This is a genomic window from Azospirillum lipoferum 4B (assembly GCF_000283655.1).
Taxonomy (GTDB): Bacteria; Pseudomonadota; Alphaproteobacteria; order Azospirillales; family Azospirillaceae; genus Azospirillum; species Azospirillum lipoferum_C.
Genome location: NC_016622.1, coordinates 1,887,667 through 1,904,536 on the forward strand (window position 1 = coordinate 1,887,667; position 16,870 = coordinate 1,904,536).

The window sequence follows — 16,870 nt, forward strand, 5'->3', positions numbered from 1 at the left end:
GTGACCTCCTTCGATTCCTTCTTCGCCCGTGCGATGGGCGATTCCTGCCAGTCTTATGAATACCAACGGCGCTTGGCACTGGAGCCTTGGCCGGAGGTGATGATCGCCCCGACCGGGGTGGGCAAGACGGCGGCGGTCGTGCTGGGATGGCTGTGGCGCCGCCAAAACGCGCCGGATGACACGCCCCTGCGGCTGGTGCTGTGCCTGCCGATGCGCTCGCTCGTCGAACAGACCCGTGATCGCGTCGAGGACTGGCTGAAGAAGCTGGGCGCCCGCACCGACCCGTCCCTGCCCCACCCCGAGCATGGTCTGGCCGTGCTGATGGGCGGCGGGGAGCGGGAGAAGCAGCCGCCCGCCTGGGTGCAGACTCCCGAACGGCCGGCCATCCTGATCGGCACCCAGGACATGCTGCTCAGCCGCGCCTTGATGCGCGGTTACGGCATCAGCCGCTTCCGCTGGCCGGTGGATTTCGCGCTTCTGCACAACGATGCGCAGTGGGTGTTCGACGAGGTGCAGGCGATGGGCGCCGGGCTGGCGACCTCGACCCAGTTGCAAGGCCTGCGGACGGCGATGGGAACGGCCCGTCCCAGCCGGTCGCTGTGGATGTCGGCGACGCTGGATCCGGCATGGCTGGCGACCGTGGATCACAAGGCTCCCGACCGGGTCCTGCGGGTGCCCCACGATGTGCCGGCGGACCAGGACAATCCCGATCTCCGCCGGCTGATCGACGCCCGCAAGCATCTCCGCCCTGCCGCGACACGGCCGGCGGGCGCCGGCGCCAAGGACAGGGACGCGTACACCACCGCCCTGGCCGGCGAGGTGCTGGAGGCGCATCGGCACGGCACCACCACGCTGGTCATCCTGAACACGGTGGCGCGCGCCCAGGCGGTCTATGGGACGCTGAAAAAGCAAATGGGTGCTGCGGCCGGAGACAGGCTGCTGCTGATCCACGCCCGCTTCCGCCCGCGTGAACGGACGGAACAGCTGAAGCGCCTGACCGGCGAGGGGGCCGGGCGGGACCGCATCGTCGTCGCCACCCAGGCGGTCGAGGCCGGCATCGACGTCTCCTCCGCCCTGCTTGTCACCGAACTGGCGCCCTGGTCGTCGCTGGTGCAGCGGTTCGGGCGGGTCAACCGCTATGGCGAATGCCAGAACGGCGCCGAAATCCGCTGGATCGACCTGTCCCTGTCGAAGGAGGAGGATCCCAAGGGCGAAATGGCCCTTCCCTATGCGGCGGAGGATCTGGCGGCGGCGCGCGACCGGCTCGCCGGCCTCGACGACAACGACGCCGCACCGGCCAAGCTGTCGCCCACGGATCGGCCGCCACCGGTCCGCCATGTGCTGCGGCGCAAGGATCTGCTGGACCTGTTCGACACCGATCCCGACCTGACCGGCTTCGACATCGACGTCAGCCCCTTCATCCGCGATGCCAAGGACACCGATTTCCAGGTGCTCTGGCGCGACATCCCCGACGAGGCCACCGCGCGGCGGCAACCCCTGCCCGACCGGGACGAGCTGTGCAGCGTGCCGATCCGCCGGGCCGAGGACCTGCTGAAGGGCCGTCAGGGCTGGCGCCTGAACCCGCAGGCGAAGGGGAGCGATTCCACCTGGATGCGCCTGGACGGAAAGCCCTGGCCGGGCCTTGTCGTCATGCTGGACGCGGCGCAGGGCGGCTATGACCCGGACATCGGCCTCGCGCCGGAAATGACCAAGGAGAAGGTCCCGGTCCTGGCACCACCCGACGGGCCGGAGGACACGGCCACCGCCCCCCACATCGAAAGTCCCAACGACGACCGCGATTCGCGCCAGGATCACGCGGTCCTGCTGGCCGAGCATCTCGGCAACGTCGCGGCGGCGGCGGAGAGGCTGTGTGCCGACCTGCATAGAACGGTCGCGATGCCCGCACCGGACCATGCCGCGGTGGTGACCGCCGCCCGCTGGCACGATGTCGGCAAGGCGCATGACGAGTTCCAGGCGCGCATGGTGGAACCCGCCCGCCCGCCGGGCACGCTGCTGGCGAAGGCGGAGAAGTACGAGCGCGCGAAGGGGCGTCCCTATTTCCGGCACGAGCTGGCCTCGGCACTCGCCTATCTCGACCAGAATGGCGGCACCGCGAGCGCCGATCTGGTCGCCTATCTGATCGCCGCCCACCACGGCAAGGTGCGGCTGTCGCTGCGCGCCCTTCCTCAGGAGAAGCCACCGGCCGACATATGCCGCTTCGCCCGTGGCATCCACGAAGGCGACCCGCTGCCGGCGGTCGATCTCGGCGACGGCAGCCGGTCCGAAGCGCTGTCGCTGTCGCTGCGCCTGATGGAACTGGGCGCCGACGAGGACGGCGATCCGAGCTGGGCAAGCCGCACCGCCCGGCTGCTGGCGGACCACCGGCCGTTCCGGCTCGCCTGGCTGGAAAGCCTGGTGCGCATCGCCGACTGGCGGGCTTCGGCGGCCGAACAGGAGAAGGCCCGGCAAGAGAAGGCCGGTAAAGCGGTGGTGGGACGGGAGGATGGCGATGACGGGCGGTGAACGGCACGACCACGCGCTGACCGGCTGCGCGCCGATTCCGCTGGCCGGCTATCTGAAGGCGCTGGGCGTCCTGCGCCTGATCGCCGAACAGGCGGACGGAACCGCCAGCGGCTGGTGGCAGGGCGAGACCTTCCGCCTGCGCAGCCGGCTGGACCGCGACGCGCTGGTTGACTTCTTCCTGAACCGCTACCGGCCCAGCGCGGTGGTGGCGCCGTGGAACGGCGGCAGCGGCTTCTTCGACGGCGACAACCGCGACGGCTTCACCCCCTTGCGCAACAGCCCGGCGGCGCGGTTCTCCGGCCTGCGCGCCGCGATGGAGGTGTGCGAACGGGCGGTGGCCGATGCCGCTCTTGTCGAACGCCCGCAGGGCGAGGCGAAGCTGGCCTTCGTCCTGTCCTTGCGCGGGCAATTGCCGGACGAGGCGCTGAACTGGACCGACGCCGCGCTCGCCCTGTCGCGGGAGGAGCTGCTGTTCCCGCCGCTGCTCGGCACCGGCGGCAATGACGGGCGGCTGGACTTCACCAACAACTTCATGCGCCGTCTCGTGTCGGCGAAGACACCGCGCGGCCTGTTCGACGCCGACACCGGCGCGCCCCGTCCGGAGGCGGAACCGATGCTGCGCGCCGCCCTGTTCGGCGAGGCGACGGACGGGCTGACCGACGCCGCCATCGGCCAGTTCGCCCCCGGAGCCGCCGGCGGCCCCAACTCCACGGCCGGGTTCGAGGGTGCTCCGAACCTCAACCCCTGGGACTTCGTGCTGATGATCGAAGGGGCGCTGCTGTTCGCCGGCGCGCTGACCCGGCGCAACGAGAGCGCACGGCAGTCCGGCGCCAGCTTCCCCTTCACCGTCAAGCCGACCGGCGCCGGCTGGGGCGGGGTCGGCGTGGAGGATGAGGACGACGCGCGGGCCGAGTTCTGGGCACCGCTGTGGTCCCGCCCCGCCGGCGCCGGCGAGATCCGGCAGTTCATGGCGGAGGGCCGCGCCGTGCTGAACGGCCGCACCGCCCGCGACGGGCTGGAATTCGCCCGCGCCGTGGCGATGCTGGGCACCTCGCGCGGGATCGACGCCTTCCAGCGCTTCGGCTTCATGATGCGGGCCGGCAAGGCCTATCTCGCCACCCCGCTCGGCCGCCGCAAGGTGACGGGCAACGTGCCGCCGACCGCGACGCTGATTGCCGACCTGGAAGACGGGCATTGGCTCGACCGGCTGCGCTACCGGCTGCGCAGGGGCGAGGATGGCGCGCGCGCCCGCGCGCTGGCCCGGCGCCTGGACGACGCGCTGTTCGCCCTGACCGAACCGGACGTCGAGAAGCAGAGGAAGCCGGCGGTTCAGGCGGTGCAGGCGGTGCAGGCGGTGCAGGCGGCGCTGATCGCGCTGGGGGCAGTGGCCCGCCATCTCGCCATCGCGACGAAGCTATGGGAATTCGTGCCGCCACCGCCGGTGCTGACCTCGCGCTGGCTGTGGATGGCAGACGATTCCTCGCCGGAATTCCAGGTGGCCGAGGCGCTGGCAAGCCTGGGGTACGCACCGGACGACGTCGACAAGGCGGAGGATGCGGCCGGAAAGGAGCCTGCCCCGCCGATGGCCGCCCATTTCGCCCCGCTCGACCTTACCCGGCCGTCCAGGCATGGCCGGGCATGGAGCGGGAGCGGGCGCAGCACGGAGGTGGTGTGGGGCGACGGCGATCTAACCCGCAATTTGCTGGCCGTTCTGAACCGCCGCCTGATCGACCGCACAGGCCGGGAAAGGGGAACCGACGACCCGCTCTGCGCCGCCACCGGCGCGCCGCTGCCGGCGGTGCTGGCCTTCCTCGGCGACGCGACCTTCGACCACGCCCGCTGCGCCGCCCTGCTGACCGGTCTGGTCTGGGTCCGGCCGGGCCGGCGGCGTTCACCGTCAAAGTCGACAAAGGTTCCCATGCCGTTGCCCTACGCGGCCCTGAAGCCGCTGTTCACGCCCGCCGACCAGTTGCACCGGGAACGCCAGATCGGAAAGCGCCTCCGCAGCCTGCTGCCGCAAGATCAGGCGTTGCCCGTTCCGCCGGGGCTGGTGGCCCGCCTGAGCCGCGGCGACGGGCTGGCACAGGCGGTACGCGACACGCTTCTGCGCGCCCATGCTTCGGGGATCGCCTCGCCCTTCCTGGACAGCCGGTCACGGATCGAGACATTCGCGAAGGGCGGCGTCGATCCCCGCCGCCTCGCCGCCTCGCTGCTGATTCCCATCGACGATTACGGGTTGGACCGCGTGATCGAGCGCGCCTACCCGCAACCCGAACACGACACCGATGCCGATACGGAGACCGCCGACCATGCCGCTTGATCTCTCCCTCCTCGCCACCGCGCCGCGCCTGCTGATCAAGGCGGAGCTGCGGCCGCTCCAGGGATCGCGCTTCCAGCCGACCGGCTTCCCCAACCTGGGCCACGCGGTCTACGCCGCACCGGAAGGCATCGGCCGCATGATCCTGGTGGAAAGCGCCCAGAGCATGGCGAACCGCCTGGAAACCGTATGCTGGGACGAGGCCGCCGACGACTGGCAGGCACCGCTGGCGGGACTGCCGCTGGTCAAGGTCGTCGACGACAAGGGCGAATTCGTCACCAACTCCGTCCTGGAAGCGCACCGGCTGAACTCCCCCTACATCCTGGAAGGCAAGGACAAGTCGGTCTTCACCCTCCTGAAGGAGGAGCTTGCGGCGATGGAGGAGGGCCGCGTCGACCTGCGCAAACTGGCGCGCGTGGTCCTGAAGCTCGACACCAACGCGCTGCTGCACGGGCTGTTCCTGGCGAAGAAGGATCTGGCCGGCGGGCGTCTGCGCCTGCCCCGCGCGCTTTCCGCCTTCATCGAGGCGGAGGATGCGCGCGAAGCGGTCAGCGGCGGCGTCAAGAACGACATCGTCAATCCCAGCGGCGACGCCGCCAAGGGGTTCGGCAACGTCCCCTTCGCCCGCGAGGAATGGGTCGCGAAGCACATATTCGCCTACTTCAACCTCGACCTGCACCAGATCCGCGCCTTCGGCCTGGGCACCGCGGTGGAGGCGCTGCTGATCGCGCTGGCGCTCTACAAGATCCGGCGGTTCCTGGACGGAAGCCTGCGGCTGCGCACCGCCTGCGACCTGGGGCTGGTCGATAAGCCGGAGGTGACGGCGCCCAAGGCTTTCGTCCTGCCGGCGCTGGCGGATCTGGAGGAGGCGCTGCCCGGCCTGATCGGCGCGGTGGCGGCGGAGGGGCTGTTCAACGATCCGCCGGCCCTGACCGTCACCTGGCGCAAGTGAGCCGCCGATGCTGGCTCTCGTCTTCACCTTCCCCGCCGGGCGCTACCACGCCACGCCCTGGGGCCGCCATGTCAACGAGGCCGATGTGGCTTGGCCGCCGGAACCCTGGCGGATCCTGCGCGCGCTGGTCGCCACATGGTACCGCAAGGCCGATCACGCCGCCTTCCCCGAGGAGGCGCTGGCGACGCTGATCGACCGGCTGGCGGAAGAACCGCCGGATTACGCACTGCCGGCCCAGGTGGTCCATGCCCACAGCCGGCATTACATGCCGCAAGCCAATCCCAAGGACACCAAGCTGGTGTTCGACGCCTTCGCCCGTTTTCCCGCCTCGGACCCCATCGTCGCGGAATGGCCGCGGCTGACGCTGGAAGGCGACGCGCTGGCCCTGCTGCGCCATCTGGCGGAACGGATCGGCTATCTCGGCCGGGCGGAAAGCTGGGCGGAATGCACGGTGTGGACCGAGACGGGGGCGTGGACCATCAATTGCCGGGAGACGTCGGCGGACCAGTCCTATGGGCTGACCGACGAGACGGAGGCCGTCCGCGTCATCGCCCCGCTGCCGCCCGCCGCCTATGCGCAGGAACGCGCCCGCCTGCTGGGGATGGCGCAGGACCGCGTTCTCGCCTCCTGGACCAAGCCCAAGCCGCCGACCGACAAGGCGATGGCGAAGCTGATCGCGCCGACCGCCGCGATCCTTCCCGACAGGCTCGTCGGCGCCCTGGCGCTCGACACCGGTGACTTCCAGAACCAGGGCTGGAACCGCCCGCCGGCCAGCCGGGACCTGCTGTACCGCTGCGTGCCCCTGTCGCCCTTGCCTCTATCGCCCCTGCCCCGCCGCAACACCGGACGGCCCGCCCGAACCGACGGGGATCCCCCCAAAGTCGCCCGCTTCCTGCTGGCGGGACGGCCGCGCCCGCGCATCGAGGATGCGGTGAAGATCGGCGAGTTGATGCGGCTTGCCACGATGGCGCGCTTCGGCTGGGACAGCGATCCGGCGACCGGCAGGCGGCTCCCCCGCGCCCCGGCGGTGTTCGTGGGCAAGAACGCCGACGGCCGCCCGCTGGCCGACGATCCCGCCCATGCCCACGCCTTCTGGCTGCCGCAGGACGCGGACGGCGACGGGTTCATCGACCATGTCGTGGTCTATGCGGCCGACGGCTTCGATGCGCGGGAGAGAAGCGCCCTCGATCAGGTGACGCGGCTGTGGGTGCGCGAACAGGACCGGCCCCGCCGCTCCGCCAGGGGGACGGATGAAGAAACGGACGAGAGTCCGGACATCCGGCAGGAATGGCGGCTGGCGCTGGAAGGCTTCGGCATGCCGGAGGATTTCGAGGACGACGTTCCCTTCCTTGGCGAAAGCCGCCACTGGATCAGCGCCACTCCCTTCCTGGCATCCGGCCATCTGAAAGCCGGCGGACACGTTGCGGAAGCCCGGCGCCTGCTGGTCCGCCGCGGCATCGTCACGGCCGATCAGGTCGACCGGTTGAAAATCAAGGAAAGGAAGTCGATTCAAATCAAGAACCGCGTCCTTCTCCCCCTTCACTTCCACCGCTTCCGCAGCGGCCGGGGCGAGGCGCAGCATGACGCGGCCGGCGCGTTCCTGCGTATCACCCTGCCGGAGCCGCATCGCGGTCCGCTGGCGCTGGGCTACGCCTGCCATTTCGGACTGGGGCTGTTCGTTCCCACAGAAGAAGAAAGCGACCAGGAAAAGACCGTCCTGCCAATACCCGAAGACTGACCGTCCTTCAACCACGGAGCCGCGGCGATGACCGACCAGCTGACCCTGCCCCTCCCAGCCCCGCCGGAGACGGACCCGGACCTGCTGGTGCCGGCGCGCATGGTGAACGAGTGGGTCTATTGCCCGCGGCTGGCCTATCTGGAGTGGGTGGAGGGCGCCTGGGCGGCCAACGCCGACACCGAGGAAGGCAAGCGCGCCCACGCCCGCGTCGACGCCGGCCGCGGCAAGCTGCCCCCGCCCGAGGAGGCCGACACCGCCCCGCCCTTCGAGGTGCGCTCCATCGAGCTGGCCTCCGACCGGCTCGGCCTGATCGCAAAGATGGACGTCATCGAGGGCGAGGACGGCGTGCTGACCCCCATCGACTTCAAAAAGGGCAAGCGCCCCCACGTCGAGGGCGGCGCCTACGAGCCGGAGCGCGTGCAGCTCTGCGTTCAGGCCCTGGTGCTGGAGGATAACGGCTACCGCGTCGGCGAGGGCTTCCTGTGGTTCGCCGGCAGCCGCGAGCGCGTCCCCGTCAGCTTCGACGAGGAACTGCGCGCCCGCACCCGCGAGGCCGCCGCCGGCCTGCGCCTCGCCGCCGCGGCCCGGCGCGTGCCGCCTCCGCTGGATAACAGCCGCAAATGCGCGCGCTGTTCGCTGCTGCCCATCTGCCTGCCCGACGAGGTCAACCTGTTCCGCAGCGGCGGCGCACCGCGGACGCCTCCGCCGGCCGCCGACGCCGCCCTGCCCCTCTACGTCCAGCAGCCCGGCGCCCGCGTCGCCAAGAAGGGCGACCTGTTGATCATCGCCGTCGAGAACGAGCCCGACCGCGAGGTCCCCCTGGGCGAGGTGTCGGAACTGGTGCTGGCCGGCCCGGTGTCGCTGTCCACCCCGGCCCTGCATGCCCTGGTCAAGGAGGAGATCCCGATCGCCTGGATGAGCAGTGGTTTCTGGTTCATTGCCACCACCGGCGCGCGCGGTCCGCGCAGCGCCCATGTCCGCGAGGGCCAATACGCCGCCCGCACCGACGCCTTCCGCCGCCTGCTGTTCGCCCGCGACCTGGTGCGCGCCAAGTTGCGCAACCAGCGCACCATCCTGCGCCGCAACTGGCGCGGCACCGAGGCCGAGCGCGACCACGCCGCGGAGACGCTGAAGCGCCTGGCCGACCGCACCGCCAAGGCCTCCGGCCTGCCCGAGCTGCTGGGCGTGGAGGGCGAAGGCGCGGCGGTGTATTTCCGTGCCCTGCCCGCGCTGTTCACCGACAAGGTGAAGGACCTGCCCGCCTTTTCCTTCGAGCGCCGCTCGCGCCGCCCGCCCGCCGACCCGGTCAATGCCTGCCTGTCGCTGTGCTATGCCCTGCTGACACGGACCTGCGCCACGGCGCTGGAAATCGCCGGGCTGGACCCGTGGGCCGGGCTCTACCACGCCGACCGGCCGGGCCGGCCGTCGCTGGCGCTGGACTTCATGGAACCGCTGCGCCCGATTCTGGCGGACTCCACGGTGCTGACGGCGCTGAACAACGGCGAGCTGGCGCCGGGCGACTTCATTACCGCCGGGCCGGGCTGCAACCTGACCGCTGGCGGTCGCCGCACGCTGATCCGGGCCTTCGAGCGCCGGCTGGACCAGGAAGCCTCGCACCCGACCTTCGGCTATCAGATCTCCATGCGCCGGATGCTGCACGTCCAGGCCCGCCTGTTCGCCCGGCACCTGCTGGGCGAGATCGACAGCTACCCGCATTACTGCCCGCGCTGAGGCCCGCGCCGAGGACAGAAAGGAGGTTCGCATGGCCGGCAACGAACGCCTCTACATCGTGACCTACGACATCGGCGATCAGAAGCGCTGGCGCCGTGTGTTCAAGGTGATGGAGGCCTATGGGCGCTGGCTGCAATTCTCGGTCTTCCAGTGCCGCCTGACCCCACGCCGCCGCGCCGCGCTGGGCGCCCGGCTGGACGGCATCATCAAGCCCAGCGAGGACCATGTGCTGATCATCGACATCGGCCCGGCCGACGCGGTAGACCCCCGCGTGGAAAGCCTGGGCCGTCCGTTCGAGAGCATCAAGCGCGAGGCGGTGGTGGTGTGACCCGCGCGGCGCGTGTAGACTACCGCACTGCCGGGTGCCGCGCGAGCGGTCCGGCGCATGCGGAATCCCGGGACCCGCTCGCATGTAGTTGGGCCATTGATTCTGCGGGAATTTTGGACAACGTGAAGAACGAAACGTAACCGCGATCGGCGGCTCGCGACGAACTTTTCGCGGACCGCTCGAATCCGAGCCGATTTTCAGCTATAGAACAGGAGAGTACAGCCCACCTGCCTTCCCGGGCGGAAACGCCCGGGCCTCATTGAAGCTCGCTGTCCAAGCAGATGCAGACCGAGGTCGGAGAGCCTTCCCGGGCGGAAACGCCCGGGCCTCATTGAAGCGAGACGGTGGACCTGAACAGCCTCAATATCGTGGGTGAGCCTTCCCGGGCGGAAACGCCCGGGCCTCATTGAAGCTTACCCGGCGCGGGGCCGGTGCCCCGGCCCCGCGCCGCCGCCTTCCCGGGCGGAAACGCCCGGGCCTCATTGAAGCGCAGTTGGCGTCACGATCGTCCGGATCCGTGGGCAACGCACGCCTTCCCGGGCGGAAACGCCCGGGCCTCATTGAAGCGAGCGCAGCGCGATGACGCTCAATCAGGTGAGCCAACGCCTTCCCGGGCGGAAACGCCCGGGCCTCATTGAAGCACCTGGGCCGGGTCCAGCATGCCGTATTTCGCCGTCAGGCCTTCCCGGGCGGAAACGCCCGGGCCTCATTGAAGCTTGTTGAGGGCGCTGAATGCCTCGATGTCGCGGGTGGCGCGCCTTCCCGGGCGGAAACGCCCGGGCCTCATTGAAGCGTCACGCGAATGACGCCCGTCCAGTCGGTGGAGCAGGCCTTCCCGGGCGGAAACGCCCGGGCCTCATTGAAGCGTCGACGCGCAATGCCTGTTTCTCGCCCGCCAACCGTTGCCTTCCCGGGCGGAAACGCCCGGGCCTCATTGAAGCTGTTAGTCGCATTAGCGACCCCGGATACCCTCAATGCGCCTTCCCGGGCGGAAACGCCCGGGCCTCATTGAAGCCCTCAACGACAGACAGTCCATCCCCGGCGGCGGCATTGCCTTCCCGGGCGGAAACGCCCGGGCCTCATTGAAGCAGGAAACTCGTCAACGAGGGCCGCGTCACGTCAGAGCCTTCCCGGGCGGAAACGCCCGGGCCTCATTGAAGCGTGACAAGCCAACTTTGGAATATTGGCCGGCCATTGCCTTCCCGGGCGGAAACGCCCGGGCCTCATTGAAGCTACTTGGTGAGGAGGCGCTCAGTCGCTGCACTCACGGCCTTCCCGGGCGGAAACGCCCGGGCCTCATTGAAGCAGTGATCGGTCTGGCGCAAGATGATGAAGTCATCGGTGCCTTCCCGGGCGGAAACGCCCGGGCCTCATTGAAGCGCCTCCGGCGGCGGGCCGACCATCTCGCCAACGCGGCGGCCTTCCCGGGCGGAAACGCCCGGGCCTCATTGAAGCACGAATCCGGATCCGCGCTCTGTACGCCATGTGAAGGGCCTTCCCGGGCGGAAACGCCCGGGCCTCATTGAAGCCATGGAAATCGCCGGGTAGACCTCAGTCCACGATCCCGCCTTCCCGGGCGGAAACGCCCGGGCCTCATTGAAGCAATGCACTCCCGCAGATCGGCGATAGCCCCCCGCAGACGCCTTCCCGGGCGGAAACGCCCGGGCCTCATTGAAGCTTCCACCGTCCATGGACGGTTGGCGTCCGCCTCGCCCCGGCCTTCCCGGGCGGAAACGCCCGGGCCTCATTGAAGCCAAGCGGAGAGGAGTTTAGCCCTGTCGACGTCGGTTGCCAGCCTTCCCGGGCGGAAACGCCCGGGCCTCATTGAAGCAAGGATCGGTATCGCGCAGTTGCTGAGCGCCCAGTCGAGGCCTTCCCGGGCGGAAACGCCCGGGCCTCATTGAAGCATGGTGGCACCGGGGCGCAGAACATTGTCGGCGTAGAGCACGCCTTCCCGGGCGGAAACGCCCGGGCCTCATTGAAGCGTCACCGGCTCGATCAGGGCCGGCTCGTCCCCGTCCGCCTTCCCGGGCGGAAACGCCCGGGCCTCATTGAAGCATGTCTGACAGCCAGCACCGTTCGGCCGACGTCGCCAGCCTTCCCGGGCGGAAACGCCCGGGCCTCATTGAAGCCGGCACCGGCGCCGGTCAGCGCCGCACCATCGCCGCGCCTTCCCGGGCGGAAACGCCCGGGCCTCATTGAAGCGGATGCTGCCATGGCCTGCCGCTCCAGTGTGTGGGCGTGCCTTCCCGGGCGGAAACGCCCGGGCCTCATTGAAGCAAGGTCTCCACCATGCACAGCGGCATAGACCTCGCTGCGCCTTCCCGGGCGGAAACGCCCGGGCCTCATTGAAGCTCGCAACAACTGTCCGTGAGTGTCTGTATGGTGGTGCTGCGGCCTTCCCGGGCGGAAACGCCCGGGCCTCATTGAAGCCACACAAGGAAACCAAAGACGCACTGTGGCGGCGGGGCCTTCCCGGGCGGAAACGCCCGGGCCTCATTGAAGCTCGCTTTCCGGAGTCTGTGCCATCTGCGGACGGGCAGGGCCTTCCCGGGCGGAAACGCCCGGGCCTCATTGAAGCAACTTGGCCGATCAATGCGCGCCTGGATGTCTGCGATGCCTTCCCGGGCGGAAACGCCCGGGCCTCATTGAAGCCTCCGTGGAGCCATTCACCGCCCGTCGCCGCGGCGTGCGCCTTCCCGGGCGGAAACGCCCGGGCCTCATTGAAGCCCTTGCTGGTGACGTGAGCACCTCCAGCATAGGGCAAGGCCTTCCCGGGCGGAAACGCCCGGGCCTCATTGAAGCGCACCTGGGCGAGACGGGCAACAACCTGCAACGCCTGGCCTTCCCGGGCGGAAACGCCCGGGCCTCATTGAAGCCAGCCGGGACATCGACCACGACACCGATAATATCTCCGCGCCTTCCCGGGCGGAAACGCCCGGGCCTCATTGAAGCAAGCGTTTGCGGCGCCCGTCTTCGTGCGTGACGATCGCCTTCCCGGGCGGAAACGCCCGGGCCTCATTGAAGCAGCCAGATCGGCGGGGGCGAAGCCCTGAGCCGCGCGGGCCTTCCCGGGCGGAAACGCCCGGGCCTCATTGAAGCGCGTCGACGATCAACTCGAACTGGCCGGGGTACGGGTGCCTTCCCGGGCGGAAACGCCCGGGCCTCATTGAAGCAATACCCTGGTAGCCAGCCCCGGTTAGGCGGCGTTCGCCTTCCCGGGCGGAAACGCCCGGGCCTCATTGAAGCCTCGGCTCCCGGTGGAGGTGGAGATGCGGCGACCATGGCCTTCCCGGGCGGAAACGCCCGGGCCTCATTGAAGCAAGGAAGCGGAGACCAGACGGGCCGACCAGATCGACCGCCTTCCCGGGCGGAAACGCCCGGGCCTCATTGAAGCTACACCTCGACCGGTGCGCCGAAGATCACGGGGACCAACGCGCCTTCCCGAGCGGAAACGCCCGGGCCTCATTGAAGCAAAGATAGCCGCGCAGATGATCTGTTGACGCAGGCGGCCTTCCCGGGCGGAAACGCCCGGGCCTCATTGAAGCGCCCACATGAACGCCCTGCCCGTTGCGGCCAAGGCCAGCCTTCCCGGGCGGAAACGCCCGGGCCTCATTGAAGCTCGCTCATGACGATGGACTGCGTGGCGTGGCAAACGGCCTTCCCGGGCGGAAACGCCCGGGCCTCATTGAAGCCACCTATGGGTGGAATGGTGGCGGTGAAATAACGCGGCCTTCCCGGGCGGAAACGCCCGGGCCTCATTGAAGCGTGGATCAGGGTGGCGGCTTCGTCGTTGCAGTAGGCGCCTTCCCGGGCGGAAACGCCCGGGCCTCATTGAAGCCTGATACCGGCGGTGTAGACCTTGTCGTTCAGGCCCTTGCCTTCCCGGGCGGAAACGCCCGGGCCTCATTGAAGCGATCCCATCGGCACGACCGACGATGCGGGGAACTGGTGGCCTTCCCGGGCGGAAACGCCCGGGCCTCATTGAAGCCAGAACCCGGCCCAGCCACTTCACTTTTTCCAATAGGGCCTTCCCGGGCGGAAACGCCCGGGCCTCATTGAAGCAAGTTCGAGCACAACGTTGACGGTCTGGTGCGTGGCGGCCTTCCCGGGCGGAAACGCCCGGGCCTCATTGAAGCACGCGCTGGCCCGGCGCCTGCGCGGCGATGAAGCCCTGGCCTTCCCGGGCGGAAACGCCCGGGCCTCATTGAAGCGGCCTGTCGATCGACGCCGAGGGCAAGGCCAAGACGGCCTTCCCGGGCGGAAACGCCCGGGCCTCATTGAAGCTGCCCAACGGTGGCACCCCGCTGTGTCGCCATCGCTGGCCTTCCCGGGCGGAAACGCCCGGGCCTCATTGAAGCCGCCCTTCCGGTAGACCTCCCGACCCTCATTCCCGTCGCCTTCCCGGGCGGAAACGCCCGGGCCTCATTGAAGCTGCTCCCAGACGATCGAGGTCAGCGCGTGGCAGACGCCTTCCCGGGCGGAAACGCCCGGGCCTCATTGAAGCTCGATCTCCGCGGCCGACGTGGTGCCCTGCCAGAAGCGCCTTCCCGGGCGGAAACGCCCGGGCCTCATTGAAGCGATTTGGCCAAGGTCACCAGCGATCCCGAGGCCGCGGCCTTCCCGGGCGGAAACGCCCGGGCCTCATTGAAGCAAGCACCATCCGCGCCGGGGCCGGGTCGACCGCTTTGCCTTCCCGGGCGGAAACGCCCGGGCCTCATTGAAGCGTGCCGTGCTCTGGCAACTCGACGCGGACCCGTCCGCCTTCCCGGGCGGAAACGCCCGGGCCTCATTGAAGCGTCAGCACGACGTCTGACATGACGATCACCTTGGAGGGCCTTCCCGGGCGGAAACGCCCGGGCCTCATTGAAGCACAAATCGCAGCGGCAATCTCTGACGTGTAGGACGAGCCTTCCCGGGCGGAAACGCCCGGGCCTCATTGAAGCCAGGTCGCCGGTCAGCTGCTCGTAGGTCACGCCCATGGCCTTCCCGGGCGGAAACGCCCGGGCCTCATTGAAGCAAGGCGAAGCTGGGCATCCCGTGGGTTGGGCTGTCGATGCCTTCCCGGGCGGAAACGCCCGGGCCTCATTGAAGCATCTTCCTGGGGCAGGGCGCCACCGGCTCCTTTGCCCGCCTTCCCGGGCGGAAACGCCCGGGCCTCATTGAAGCAACACGCTGCTGGGAGTTTCCACCGGCGGCCCGAGGTGCCTTCCCGGGCGGAAACGCCCGGGCCTCATTGAAGCACGACCGCCAGCTGCATGGCCGCCTGGATCACCTCCGGCATTCCCGGGCGGAAACGCCCGGGCCTCATTGAAGCGCAGCTACCTCAGCGAGGCCCTGCGGATGGCCTGGAATGGCCTTCCCGGGCGGAAACGCCCGGGCCTCATTGAAGCGCTATGTCGCCAAAGCAAGCGGTGGCAGGCTGTACGTCGCCTTCCCGGGCGGAAACGCCCGGGCCTCATTGAAGCTCGTGCGGGAAAGACGGGTCGGTGGCAGCAACGAAAGCCTTCCCGGGCGGAAACGCCCGGGCCTCATTGAAGCAGCTCCGCCAGGAAAATGGCGATGGCGGTCCAGTCCGGGCCTTCCCGGGCGGAAACGCCCGGGCCTCATTGAAGCAAGTGGCAGCAGCCGAAGGCTGGCCACAAGATCGTGCCCCTGAGCGTGGTTTAGGAGCTGCTGTGGGGAACCGGCCCGCCGTAGCGCCCTCCTATGGCTGGCGTAGGCGGGCCGGTTATCCACAGCGGGGCGGTCATCGCGGTTCTTCGATAGAGTCTGGTCACCACACCTCAACCCACACGAAGGGTGACCACGATGACCGACGAGATGATGGCGCTTCGCGCGATGCTTGAGAAGGGCGCGGATGCCGATGTTCTGCGTGAGATGATCGGCTTTGCCGCCGAGCGTCTGATGGAACTGGAAGTGCAGGGCCTGACCGGCGCCGTCCACGGCGAACGCTCGGCCGAGCGGCTCGTTCAGCGCAATGGCTACCGGGATCGCGACTGGTAGACCCGAGCCGGGACCGTCGAGCTGCGCATTCCCAAACTGCGCAAGGGCTCTTACTTCCCCGGCTTTCTGGAGCCACGGCGGATGGCCGAGAAGGCGCTGACGGCGGTGATCCAGGAGGCCTACATCCAGGGCATCTCGACGCGCTCGGTGGACGATCTGGTCCAGGCCATGGGAATGTCTGGCATCTCCAAGAGCCAGGTCAGCCGGTTGTGCGCCGAGATCGACGAGCGGGTGAAGACCTTTCTCGGCCGTCCCATCGAGGGCGACTGGCCTTACCTGTGGCTCGACGCCACTTACGTGAAGGTGCGCCAGAACGGGCGCATCGTTTCGGTCGCCGTCACCATCGCGGTGGCGGTCAACACCGACGGCCGGCGCGAGGTCCTGGGGATGGACATCGGCCCGTCCGAGGCCGAGACCTTCTGGATCGAGTTCCTGCGTAAGCTCAAGCGCCGTGGTTTGAACGGCGTCAAGCTGGTGATCTCCGACGCCCATGGCGGCATCAAGGCCGCCGTCACCCGCGTCTTCCAGGCGACGTGGCAAAGGTGCCGCGTGCATTTTTCCAGGACCGCCCTCGCCCATGCCGGCAAGAGCGGGCGCCGCGTCGTTGCGGCCTTCATCGCCACCGCCTTCGCACAGGACGATGCGACATCCGCCCGAACGCAGTGGCGGCAAGTTGCTGATCAGGTCCGTTCAAAGCTGCCGAAGCTAGCCGCCCTGATGGACGAGGCGGAGGAAGACGTCCTGGCCTACATGACCTTCCCTAAGGAGCATCGGGCCAAGCTTCACTCAACAAACCCGATTGAACGTCTCAACGGCGAGATCAAGCGACGCACCGAGGTGGTGGGTATATTTCCGAACGAAGAAACGATTACACGCCTCATCGGCGCTATCCTCTTGGAGCAGAATGACGAATGGGCCGTTCAGCGGGCTCGTTATATGACGTTGGAAACAATCGCCCCGCTCGGCGATGATCCCCTCGTCAGCCTGCCCGCCGTGGCCGCCTGACAATCCCGGCCAGACCAGCCGGAGAACATGATGAGCGACCCAGCTCCTACACCACGCTAAGGGGCACGATCTGTCCTTTCTCCCGGGGGAAGGTCAAAGCCGACACCCTCACTATCCGGAGAAAAGCCGATCCGGAAATCCGGATTGCCGCTGATCCGGCGTCATCACGCTGTTCTTCGGGCAAGATTGCTATCCACTCTGCCTTCCCTCGGTGATTGAACAGCGCTGAAACCAAGCCTTCTCAAGGCATTGATCGCTCCCCTCCGGGGG

General features: G+C 68.8%; 6 protein-coding genes, 1 pseudogene and 1 CRISPR repeat array. All 7 genes and pseudogenes read left to right on the forward strand.

Annotated features, from left to right (window positions below; all coding sequences use genetic code 11):
- The 7 genes and pseudogenes from cas3g to AZOLI_RS08765 all read left to right on the forward strand — a co-directional run bounded on the left by cas3g (position 1) and on the right by AZOLI_RS08765 (position 16,600).
- A complete protein-coding gene (cas3g, locus tag AZOLI_RS08735) occupies positions 1-2,523 on the forward strand; it encodes a type I-G CRISPR-associated helicase/endonuclease Cas3g (protein ID WP_014248253.1) in 2,523 nt (840 codons plus the stop codon).
- Positions 2,510-4,843, forward strand: a complete 2,334-nt coding sequence (gene cas8g1, locus AZOLI_RS08740) for a type I-G CRISPR-associated protein Cas8g1/Csx17 (protein WP_044549897.1) — start codon at positions 2,510-2,512, stop codon at positions 4,841-4,843. The genes cas3g and cas8g1 overlap by 14 nt, the downstream gene beginning before the upstream one ends.
- Entirely contained in the window at positions 4,833-5,792 is a 960-nt protein-coding gene (gene cas7g, locus AZOLI_RS08745) for a type I-G CRISPR-associated RAMP protein Csb1/Cas7g (protein WP_014248255.1), read from the forward strand. The genes cas8g1 and cas7g overlap by 11 nt, the downstream gene beginning before the upstream one ends.
- Before the next feature lie 7 nt (positions 5,793-5,799).
- A complete protein-coding gene (gene csb2, locus AZOLI_RS08750; RefSeq protein ID WP_014248256.1) occupies positions 5,800-7,530 on the forward strand; it encodes a type I-G CRISPR-associated protein Csb2 in 1,731 nt (576 codons plus the stop codon).
- 27 nt (positions 7,531-7,557) lie between these two features.
- Positions 7,558-9,261 carry a CRISPR-associated endonuclease Cas4/Cas1 gene (locus AZOLI_RS08755; RefSeq protein ID WP_014248257.1) on the forward strand — a complete coding sequence of 568 codons (1,704 nt, stop codon included), beginning with the start codon at positions 7,558-7,560 and terminating at the stop codon, positions 9,259-9,261.
- 31 nt (positions 9,262-9,292) lie between these two features.
- A complete protein-coding gene (gene cas2, locus AZOLI_RS08760; RefSeq protein ID WP_014248258.1) occupies positions 9,293-9,589 on the forward strand; it encodes a CRISPR-associated endonuclease Cas2 in 297 nt (98 codons plus the stop codon).
- A gap of 229 nt (positions 9,590-9,818) precedes the next feature.
- Positions 9,819-15,205: direct repeats of the CRISPR family, unit length 37 nt; unit sequence GCCTTCCCGGGCGGAAACGCCCGGGCCTCATTGAAGC.
- A 195-nt stretch (positions 15,206-15,400) separates the two neighbouring features.
- Positions 15,401-16,600: pseudogene (locus tag AZOLI_RS08765) on the forward strand (IS256-like element ISAli6 family transposase).
- Positions 16,601-16,870: the final 270 nt, after the last annotated feature.

Bases quoted from the DNA above. Each gene is read 5' to 3' on its own strand.
- cas8g1 (WP_044549897.1), top strand. From the start codon at position 2,510: ATGACGGGCGGTGAACGGCACGACCACGCGCTGACCGGCTGCGCGCCG.
- cas7g (WP_014248255.1), top strand. From the start codon at position 4,833: ATGCCGCTTGATCTCTCCCTCCTCGCCACCGCGCCGCGCCTGCTGATC.
- csb2 (WP_014248256.1), top strand. From the start codon at position 5,800: ATGCTGGCTCTCGTCTTCACCTTCCCCGCCGGGCGCTACCACGCCACG.
- AZOLI_RS08755 (WP_014248257.1), top strand. From the start codon at position 7,558: ATGACCGACCAGCTGACCCTGCCCCTCCCAGCCCCGCCGGAGACGGAC.
- cas2 (WP_014248258.1), top strand. From the start codon at position 9,293: ATGGCCGGCAACGAACGCCTCTACATCGTGACCTACGACATCGGCGAT.